We start from the raw sequence: 8561 nt of genomic DNA, 5'->3' as shown, positions 1-8561 counted from the left end.
GGTAGGTCTGCAGCGTGTCGAACAACTCGGTCAACTCCACGCCCTGGGCCTTGGCCTTGACGCGGTCCACTTCGGCATCCAGCTGCGGCACGTTGGCCTGGTAGCTGGTGATCGGGAACGCCATGCCCGGGGTCTGCGCGACGGCGCCCTGCATCGTGCTCACTGCAGTCTGCAGTGCGCCGTAGCCGAGGTTGCCGCGGTCCTGGATGAACATCTGGTAGCCGTTGCCGTTACCCAGGCCGAGGATCGGCGGCGGCATCATGGAGAACGCGAAGCCCTCCTGCAGCCCGGCGATCTTGGCGTTGATCTCGGCATTGATCTGCGCGGCGGTGCGTCCCTTGCGCTCACTGAACGGCTTGAGCGGAACGAACGCTACACCGGTGTTGGGCGTGTTGGTGAACTGCAGCGCGTTCAGACCCGGGAACTGGATCGTGTGCGCCACGCCATCGGTGTTGCGCGCGATCTCGGCGACCTTGGCCAGCATGGCGTCGGTACGTGCGATCGAGGAGCCTTCCGGCAGCTTCACACCGGCGATCAGGTACAGCTTGTCCTGGGTCGGAATGAAGCCGGCCGGCACCGCCTTGAACATCAGGCCGGTGGCCAGCAGCAGGCCGGCATACACCACGAACACCAGGCCACGGCGGCCCAGCAGGCGGCCGACCGAACCGTGGTACTTCTCCGAGCTGGTCTTGAAGAAGCGGTTGAACGGACGGAAGATCCAGCCGAACAGACGATCGATCAGACGGGTCAGGCCATCCTTCGGTGCACCGTGCGGCTTGAGCAGACGTGCGGCCAGGGCCGGCGACAGGGTCAGCGAGTTGATCGCCGAGATCACGGTCGAGATGGCGATGGTGACGGCGAACTGCTTGTAGAACGCACCGGTCACGCCCGACAGGAACGCCATCGGCACGAATACGGCACACAGCACCAGCGCGATCGCCACGATCGGCCCGGAGACTTCACGCATCGCCTGGTGTGCCGCGGCCAGCGGGGTCAGGCCTTCTTCGATGTTGCGCTCGACGTTCTCCACCACCACGATCGCGTCATCGACCACGATGCCGATCGCCAGCACCAGCCCGAACAGGGTCAAGGTGTTGATCGAGAAGCCCAGCACGTACAGCGCCGCAAACGTACCCACGATGGACACCGGCACGGCGATCAGCGGAATGATCGAGGCGCGCCAGGTCTGCAGGAACAGGATCACCACCAGCACCACCAGCGCGATCGCTTCCAGCAGCGTGGAGACCACGGCCTTGACCGAATCGCGCACGAAGATCGTGGTGTCATACACCGCTTCGTATTTCACACCCGGCGGGAACTGCTTGGTCAGCTCGTCCATCGTGTGGATGACCGAGTCACGGATCTCCAGCGCGTTGGCACCCGGGGCCTGGAAGATACCGATGCCGACCGCGTTCTTGCCGTCCAACTGCGAGCGCAGCGTGTAGTCACCGGCGCCCAGTTCCAGGCGGGCGACATCGGACAGGCGCACCACTTCACCGTCGTCACCGGCCTTGAGCACGATGTCGCGGAACTCCTGCTCGCTGCGCAGGCGACCCTGGGCGTTGATCAGGGTCAGGAAGTCGCTGCTCGGCATCGGTTCGGCGCCGAGCTGGCCGGCCGAGACCTGCACGTTCTGTTCGCGCATCGCACGCACCACATCGCTGGCGGTCAGGCCACGGGCGGCGATCTTGTCCGGGTCCAGCCACGCACGCATCGCGTAGTCACCGCCACCGAACATCTGCGCATCGCCGACGCCCTGCAGGCGTGCCAGCGAATCCTTGACGTGCAGGCGCGCGTAGTTGCGCAGGTACAGCGAGTCGTACTTGCCGTCCGGGGAGGTCAGGTGGACCACCATCAGGAAGGTCGGCGACTGCTTCTGGGTGGAGACACCCTGGCGGCGCACGTCTTCCGGCAGGCGCGCCTGCGCCTGGGCCACACGGTTCTGCACCTTGACCGCGGCTTCGTCCGGATCGGTGCCCGGGCGGAAGGTCACGGTCATCTGCAGCACGCCGTCAGAGCCGGCGACGGACTTGATATACATCATGTCCTCCACGCCGTTGATCGCTTCTTCCAGTGGCGTGGCCACGGTTTCAGCAATCACCTTGGGGTTGGCGCCCGGGTACACCGTGCGCACCACCACCGAGGGCGGCACCACTTCGGGGTACTCGCTGATCGGCAGCATCGGGATCGCGATCAGGCCGGCGGCGAAGATCACGATCGACAGCACCGCCGCGAAGATCGGCCTGTCAATGAAAAAACGGGAAAAGTCCATGGGTGGATTCCTGGGGTTTCACCAGCGCCGGCGTGCACGACCCCGGCCGCTGTCGCAGGCGACAGCGGTGGCGGGTTCCCCTGCACGGGGCGATGGCAGTCACGGTAGAGCCGACCGTTGGTCGGCTGCTATGTAGAACCGACGGTCAGTCGGCTGCCCTTCAATTCTTTGCAACAGCCGGCGCGGCTACCGGTGCGGCAACCGGCTGCATCGCAACGGCCTTGGCCTGAACCGGCATGCCGGGCATGAAGACTTTCTGCACGCCGTCGATGATCACGCGGTCACCGGCCTTCAGGCCCTGCTCGACGATCCGCAGGCCGTCGGCGTTGCGGCCGAGCTGGATATCACGGCGCTGTGCCTTGTTGTCCTTGTCGACCACGTAGACGAACTTGCGGTCCTGGTCGGTCAGCACGGCCTTGTCATCGATCAGCATGGCCTGGAACTGGCCGCTGCCCAGCAACTGCACGCGGGCGAACAGCCCCGGGGTGAAGGCGCGGTCGGCGTTGTCCAGCAGCGCGCGGACCCGGATGGTGCCGGTGCTGCGGGTGACCTGGTTGTCCAGGAAATCGACCTTGCCTTCATGCGGGTAGCCGTCCTCACCGGACAGGCCGACCTTCACCGGCAGTTCGCTGTCGCGCTCGCTCGGGCGTTCCCCCTTGCGGGCCATCTGGGCGTAGCGCAGGAAGGTGCCTTCATCGGCATCGAAGTACACATGCACCTTGTCCAGCGAGACCAGCGTGGTCAGCACGCTGGCGCTGTCGCCGGCGGTGACCAGGTTGCCGGCGGTCACCATCGCGCGGCCGGCACGGCCGTTGATCGGGGCGCGCACCTGGGTGAATTCCATGTTCAAGCGCGCTGCATCCACCGCCGCCTGCGCGGCCTGCACCTGCGCTAGGGCCTGCTCGGACACGGCACGGCGCTGTTCCCAGGTCTCCGTGGAAATCGCCTGCTGGTCGGACAGGCGGCGGGCACGGTCGGCTTCGCTGCGGCTCACCTGGGCCTGGGTGCGCGCGCGGTTGAGCTCGGCGGTGGCGCGGTCCAGCTCGGCGCGGTAGCTGCGTGCGTCGATGGTGAACAGCACATCGCCCTTCTTGACCTCCTGGCCTTCGACATAGTTGACCTTGTCGATGTAGCCGGAGACGCGCGGGCGCAGTTCAACGCTTTCGACCGCTTCAACGCGGCCACTGAAGTCGTCCCACTGGCTGACCTGCTTGACCAGCACCGGGGCGGCACTGACCGAGGGCGGCGGCGGCATGCCGGCTTCCTCAGCGTGGCTGCCACTGCAGGCGGTCAGCACCGCGGCGGCAAGGATGGAAACGCCGGCCATGGCCAGCCGTCGGGTGAAACGATGCGGGGAGGAGTTGGAAGTCATGTCATGCATCCGTACGTAGGGGTGGTGATACAGAATCGAAAACGTGGGCGACGTGGGGGGCGTAGCCTGGGACCTGAACCTTGGTAGAGGTCAAGCAGTGCCGGCCGTGTTGCGCGACATCGGCGGAGGGCGGTCCAGATGCAGCAGCCCGCGCGGCAGTTCGGCATCGCGTGCATCGCAGCGCACGATGGCGCGGTTGTCGGTGCAGTTGTCGAGCAGCGAGACCACACGCCGGCCAACCAGCAGCGCGCTCGGCCATTCGATGCAGGCCTTGGCGGCATTGGCCGGGGTGCACACCGGATCGCACACTTCCAGCATCTGCGCGCGCACGCCCAGTGCCTGGGCTTCCTGGTGCAGCACCTGCGCGTACATGCGGGTGGCGGACATGGTGATGGAGGACTCACCGTGCCCGGCCCACGGTTTGAAGCCGGCCGGCCCGCCAACCAGCACGTAGCGCCGTACCTGGGCGCCACCGCGCACCAGCGGCAGCAGATGGCGGCCGGCATGCACGTGCGGCATCACGTCGGCCTGCAGCGCCTGCAACAGCGCATCGCCGCTGCGGTCGGTCACCCGCCCACGGTTGTACGGCCCGCCCATCGCATCCACCACCGCGGCGAGCGCGCGGGCACGTCCGCCGACGCGCTCGGCCACGGTCCGCGCCGAGCCGTCGTCGCCCAGCGAACCGAGCAGGACCTCCAGCCCCGGCTCATCGGCGAACTGCTCCTGCAGCGCGGCCAGCCGGCCGGGGTCGCGGCCGACCACCAACACGGGGCTGCCGGCCTCCAGCAAGGCCGCCACGATCCCCTGGCCCACGCTGCCGGTGCCACCGAGCACCAGCACCTCGGGGGCCAATGTCCCATTCATGGGACTTTCACTCCCGTCGCCGGGATAATCCCAATTCGGCCCAGTCGGTCGCCGTTGCGGGCGCCCAGCCGGAAGCTGCCGCCGCGCTGCATGTTGGCAGGCGGGGTGAACTCCCGAAAAGCCTTACGGGACAAGGAACCCGGACGGACTTCCACGGTCATCGCGAGGTCCAGCGGGGCGTTGGGGCCGCTACGCAGGCGGCCAAGAATGTTCCGCAACCACATGGTTGTCGTCCTTCATATCTGGAATGGCGCCAGATTAGTCCTCAAACTCCCCCTTGATTAGTCCGGATTTAGGGGAATAATCATCCCGTGCCCGGCACAATCATTTGCGGCACTCTCTCCCTCCCCGACTTTGGATCCCGTCATGGCCCACGATCTCAACGACACGCTGATCTTCGTCAAAGTGGTCGAGCAAGGCAGTTTCATCGCCGCCGCCACTGCACTGGGGTTACCCAAGACGACGGTCAGCCGCAAGGTGCAGGAACTGGAAACGCGCCTCGGCGCGCGTCTGCTGCACCGGACCACCCGCCGCCTCGGCCTCACTGAAGCGGGCTCGGTCTATCACGAGCACTGCCAGCGCATCGCACGCGAGCTGGAAGAAGCCGAAGGCGCGGTCAACCAGCTGCAGTCCGGCCCGCGCGGCTGGCTGCGCTTCACCGTGCCCTACTCGATCGGCATCACCTGGATCGCGCCGCTGCTCGGCCAGTTCCATGCGCAGTACCCGGAAATCCAGCTGGACATGCATCTGGGCAACGAGAAGCTCGACCTGATTGCCGGTGAAGCGGATCTGGCGCTGCGCGTGGGCACCCTGCCCGACTCCAACCTGGTGGCGCGCAAGCTTGGCAGCCTGCGCACGCAGGTGTTTGCCAGCCCGGCCTACATCGAACGCTATGGCGAGCCGCTGCACCCGGATGAACTGCAGTTCCACCGCATCCTGGCGATGCGCAAGGCCCGCAACCTCAACAACAACCGCTTCTTCTGGCAGTTGGGCGAGAACGGCGGCGAACTGCTGGATTTCCCGGTGAATCCGCTGCTGGTGGCCAATGATCCGTCCGCATTGAACGGCGCACTGGTGTGCGGCGAAGGGTTGCTGTTGACCGGTGACGTGATGGCCAAGCCGTTCGTCGAATCGGGGATGGTGCGCCGCGTGCTGGCCGGCTGGACCGGGCCGGAAGTGGACTTCAACGCGGTGTTCGCCGGCGGCCGGCTGGTCTCGCCGAAGGTGCGCGCGTTCGTCGATTTCCTGGTCGAGAAGATGAACTTCGACGCAAACTACATGCTGGCCCAGTGCCCGGCCGCGAAGCTGGCCAAGCAGCAGCAGACGCAGGTGGAAACCGAGCTGCAGGCGGCCGGGAAGCGGATTCTGGAGACGGTGACCGCAGGGTGATGCTGGCGATGCTTCATCGGCGCAGTGCCGTTTGAACGACAACGCCGCCCTTGGGCGGCGTTGTCGTTTGGGCGGTGCGGTCGTGTGGGTGTGCGAGCGGACGGAGTTGTTCCGGGCGTACCGGCCAGCGGCCGGTACCTACAAAAAATGCCGCCTGTAAGGGCGGCATTTTCGTGTTGCGAACCTGGGCTCGCAACACGCAATAACAGCGCGCTGGCGCGCTGTTACTGCTGCAAGGGAATCACACGGATCTCGACGCGGCGGTTCTGCGCGCGGCCGGCATCGGTGTTGTTGTCGGCAATCGGGTAGGCCTTGCCGGCACCGAGGGTTTCGATGCGGGCACGCTGCACACCCTGGCCGGCCAGATAGGCGGCGACCGAGTCGGCGCGTTCCTTGGAGAGGCGGTTGTTGACTGCGTCGCTGCCGATGCTGTCGGTGTGGCCGACCACTTCGATCATGGTCTGGTTGTACTCGGCCAGCGTGCTGGCCACGCCGTTGAGCGAGCTGTAGAACTGCGGCTTCAGCGTGGACTTGCCGAAATCGAAGGTGATGCCGTCCGGCAGGTTCAGGACCAGGTTGTCGCCATTACGGGAGACGTCGATACCGGTGTTGGCGGTACGTTCGCGCAGCGCGCGTTCCTGACGGTCCTGGTACTGGCCGACGGCCGCGCCGCTGAGTGCGCCGATACCGGCACCGATCATGGCGTGCTGGCGGCGCTCGGTGGCGCTGTTGCCGCTGAGCAGGCCGGCGGCGACGCCGACCGCGGTGCCGATCAACGCGTTGCGGCCGGTGCGGTTCTGCTGTTCAACGGGGTTGCCGTACTGGTCACTCTGCACGTAGGAGCCACCGGTGGCGCAGGCCGTCAGGGCGGCAGCAGTCATCAGGGCCAGGGCCACGTTGCGGGTTGCGGGTCGAATCATGAGGTTTCTCCTTGGTTACCGGACGGCGCCGGCGTGCGGGCCGTGAAGAGCATAAACAGCCCAACGCGATGCCGGCATGATGAATGGCACGCCCGGCAGCTCCCTGTTCAGGTAAACGGTTACGGCGAAAGCGACCTTTCCGGGACGCCGGTCACGCCCCGCCGGTATGCCGATACGCTGCCAACGCGGCATCCCGACCCTCGCTCAGATCCACCAGTGGCAATGCCGGGTAGCCCGGCGCGAGCTCGGCCAGCAGCTGCGGCGATTGCCACGGTGCGAAGCGGGCCTTCAACGGAAGCGCTTCCAGTTCCGGCACCCAACGAGTGATGTAACGTGCCTGCGGGTCGAACTTCTGCGACTGTGTGACCGGGTTGAAAATCCGGAAGTACGGCGCGGCATCCGCACCGGTGCCGGCGACCCATTGCCAGCCCATGGTGTTGTTGGCCAGGTCTGCATCGACCAGTGTGTCCCAGAACCAGCGCGCACCTGCGCGCCAATGCTGGCGCATGTGCTTGCACAGATAGCTGGCGACGATCATGCGCACGCGGTTGTGCATGTAACCGGTCGCCCACAGCTCACGCAGGCCGGCATCGACGATCGGGATGCCGGTGCGCCCCTGCTGCCAAGCCTGCAATGCCGCCGGGTCCGGCTTGGCCCACTGGAACTGATCGAAGCGCGGGTTGAGGTTGTGGTCCGGGGTCTGCGGAAAGTGATGCAGCAGGTGGTAGGAGAACTCACGCCAGCCCAGCTCGCGGATGTAGCCATCGATATCCGCATCGCGGCTGGCGCTGCGCTCGCCCTGCAGGCGACGCGCGATCTGCCACGGCGCGATCTCGCCGAAATGCAGGTGCGGCGACAACAGCGAGGTGCCGACCCGGTCCGGCAGATCACGCTGCTGGCGATAGCCGTTGAGGGCACCATCGATGAAAACGGTCAGCGCCTCGTGCGCGCCCGCCTCGCCGGGCTGCCAATGCGTCCAGAACTGCCGGTCCCACGCAATGGAGGGCGCAAGGTCGAGCGCGTCGACACTCTCGCCGCTGGCGCTGTGCGCGGGCAGCCGCTCGGGCAAGCGGGTCGGGGCCGGCAACTGCAGACGGGTCAGCGCATTGCGCCAGAACGGGGTGAACACCTTGTACGGGCCGCCCTGCTGGGTCGCCACATCCCACGGCTCGAACATCAGGCTGCCGTTATGGCTTTCGGCCTCGATGCCCTGCTCGCGCAGTTCCCGTTTGATCTTCGCATCGCGCGGCTGCGTGGCCGGCTCGTACTTGCGGTTCCAGTACACCGCGCCCGCACCGGTCTGCTCGATCAGCTGCTGCAGCTGTGCCTGACTGTCGCCTTGGCGCAGTACCAGCGACGAGCCGCGCGCACGCAGGTCCGCGTCGAGCGCGGCCAACGAGCGGTGCAACCAGGTGTTCGACGCGCCACCGGGCGCCCAGTCGCCTTCTTCGTGTGGCGCATGGATGTAGACCGGTACCGGCACATGGCCGGCATCCAGAGCGGCCTGCAGGGCCGGGTTGTCCTGCAACCGCAGGTCACGGCGAAACCACACCAACGCTACCGACACGAGACTACCCCGGAAGATTCGACAGGCAATGATAGCCAGTGCAGGTGAAGGAGAGGCAGCGATCGCGCGTGGATGGCCCGCACTGTTCCACATCGCCGCGCTTGACCTCAATCACGCTTGAGGTTCTATCGTGGCATCCCCGTGCTGCGTGCCGGCACCGCCCCCACCTGCTCTTCC

The 8561-nt window shown here is 66.4% G+C and carries 6 protein-coding genes; 1 reads left to right on the top strand and 5 read right to left on the bottom strand.

The annotated features are described in order from the left end of the window. The 3 genes from ACW6W5_RS08950 to ACW6W5_RS08940 all read right to left on the bottom strand — a co-directional run. Positions 1–2272 (bottom strand): efflux RND transporter permease subunit (locus tag ACW6W5_RS08950; RefSeq protein ID WP_458233640.1); only part of this gene is annotated, 2272 nt, incomplete at its 3' end. Positions 2273–2432: 160 nt separating this feature from the next. Next, positions 2433–3644, bottom strand: a complete 1212-nt coding sequence (locus ACW6W5_RS08945) for an efflux RND transporter periplasmic adaptor subunit (RefSeq protein ID WP_121041918.1) — start codon at positions 3642–3644, stop codon at positions 2433–2435. Positions 3645–3734: 90 nt separating this feature from the next. Beyond that, entirely contained in the window at positions 3735–4508 is a 774-nt protein-coding gene (locus tag ACW6W5_RS08940; RefSeq protein WP_121041916.1) for an SDR family NAD(P)-dependent oxidoreductase, read from the bottom strand. Positions 4509–4874: 366 nt separating this feature from the next. On the opposite strand from ACW6W5_RS08940, the gene ACW6W5_RS08935 reads away from it, so the two are divergent. Next, entirely contained in the window at positions 4875–5897 is a 1023-nt protein-coding gene (locus ACW6W5_RS08935) for a LysR family transcriptional regulator (RefSeq protein WP_121041912.1), read from the top strand. A 224-nt stretch (positions 5898–6121) separates the two neighbouring features. On the opposite strand, the gene ACW6W5_RS08930 is transcribed toward ACW6W5_RS08935, so the two are convergent. Continuing rightward, positions 6122–6817, bottom strand: a complete 696-nt coding sequence (locus tag ACW6W5_RS08930) for an OmpA family protein (RefSeq protein WP_088432184.1) — start codon at positions 6815–6817, stop codon at positions 6122–6124. A gap of 151 nt (positions 6818–6968) precedes the next feature. Further along, complete coding sequence (locus ACW6W5_RS08925; RefSeq protein WP_152151588.1) at positions 6969–8384, bottom strand: cryptochrome/photolyase family protein; 1416 nt, start codon at positions 8382–8384, stop codon at positions 6969–6971. Positions 8385–8561 lie beyond the last annotated feature (177 nt).

This window comes from Stenotrophomonas sp. IS26 (assembly GCF_054188265.1).
This window is presented reverse-complemented; position numbering and strand designations above follow the sequence as displayed.

Bases quoted from the DNA above. Each gene is read 5' to 3' on its own strand.
- ACW6W5_RS08945 (WP_121041918.1), bottom strand. From the start codon at position 3,644: ATGACTTCCAACTCCTCCCCGCATCGTTTCACCCGACGGCTGGCCATG.
- ACW6W5_RS08940 (WP_121041916.1), bottom strand. From the start codon at position 4,508: ATGAATGGGACATTGGCCCCCGAGGTGCTGGTGCTCGGTGGCACCGGC.
- ACW6W5_RS08935 (WP_121041912.1), top strand. From the start codon at position 4,875: ATGGCCCACGATCTCAACGACACGCTGATCTTCGTCAAAGTGGTCGAG.
- ACW6W5_RS08930 (WP_088432184.1), bottom strand. From the start codon at position 6,817: ATGATTCGACCCGCAACCCGCAACGTGGCCCTGGCCCTGATGACTGCT.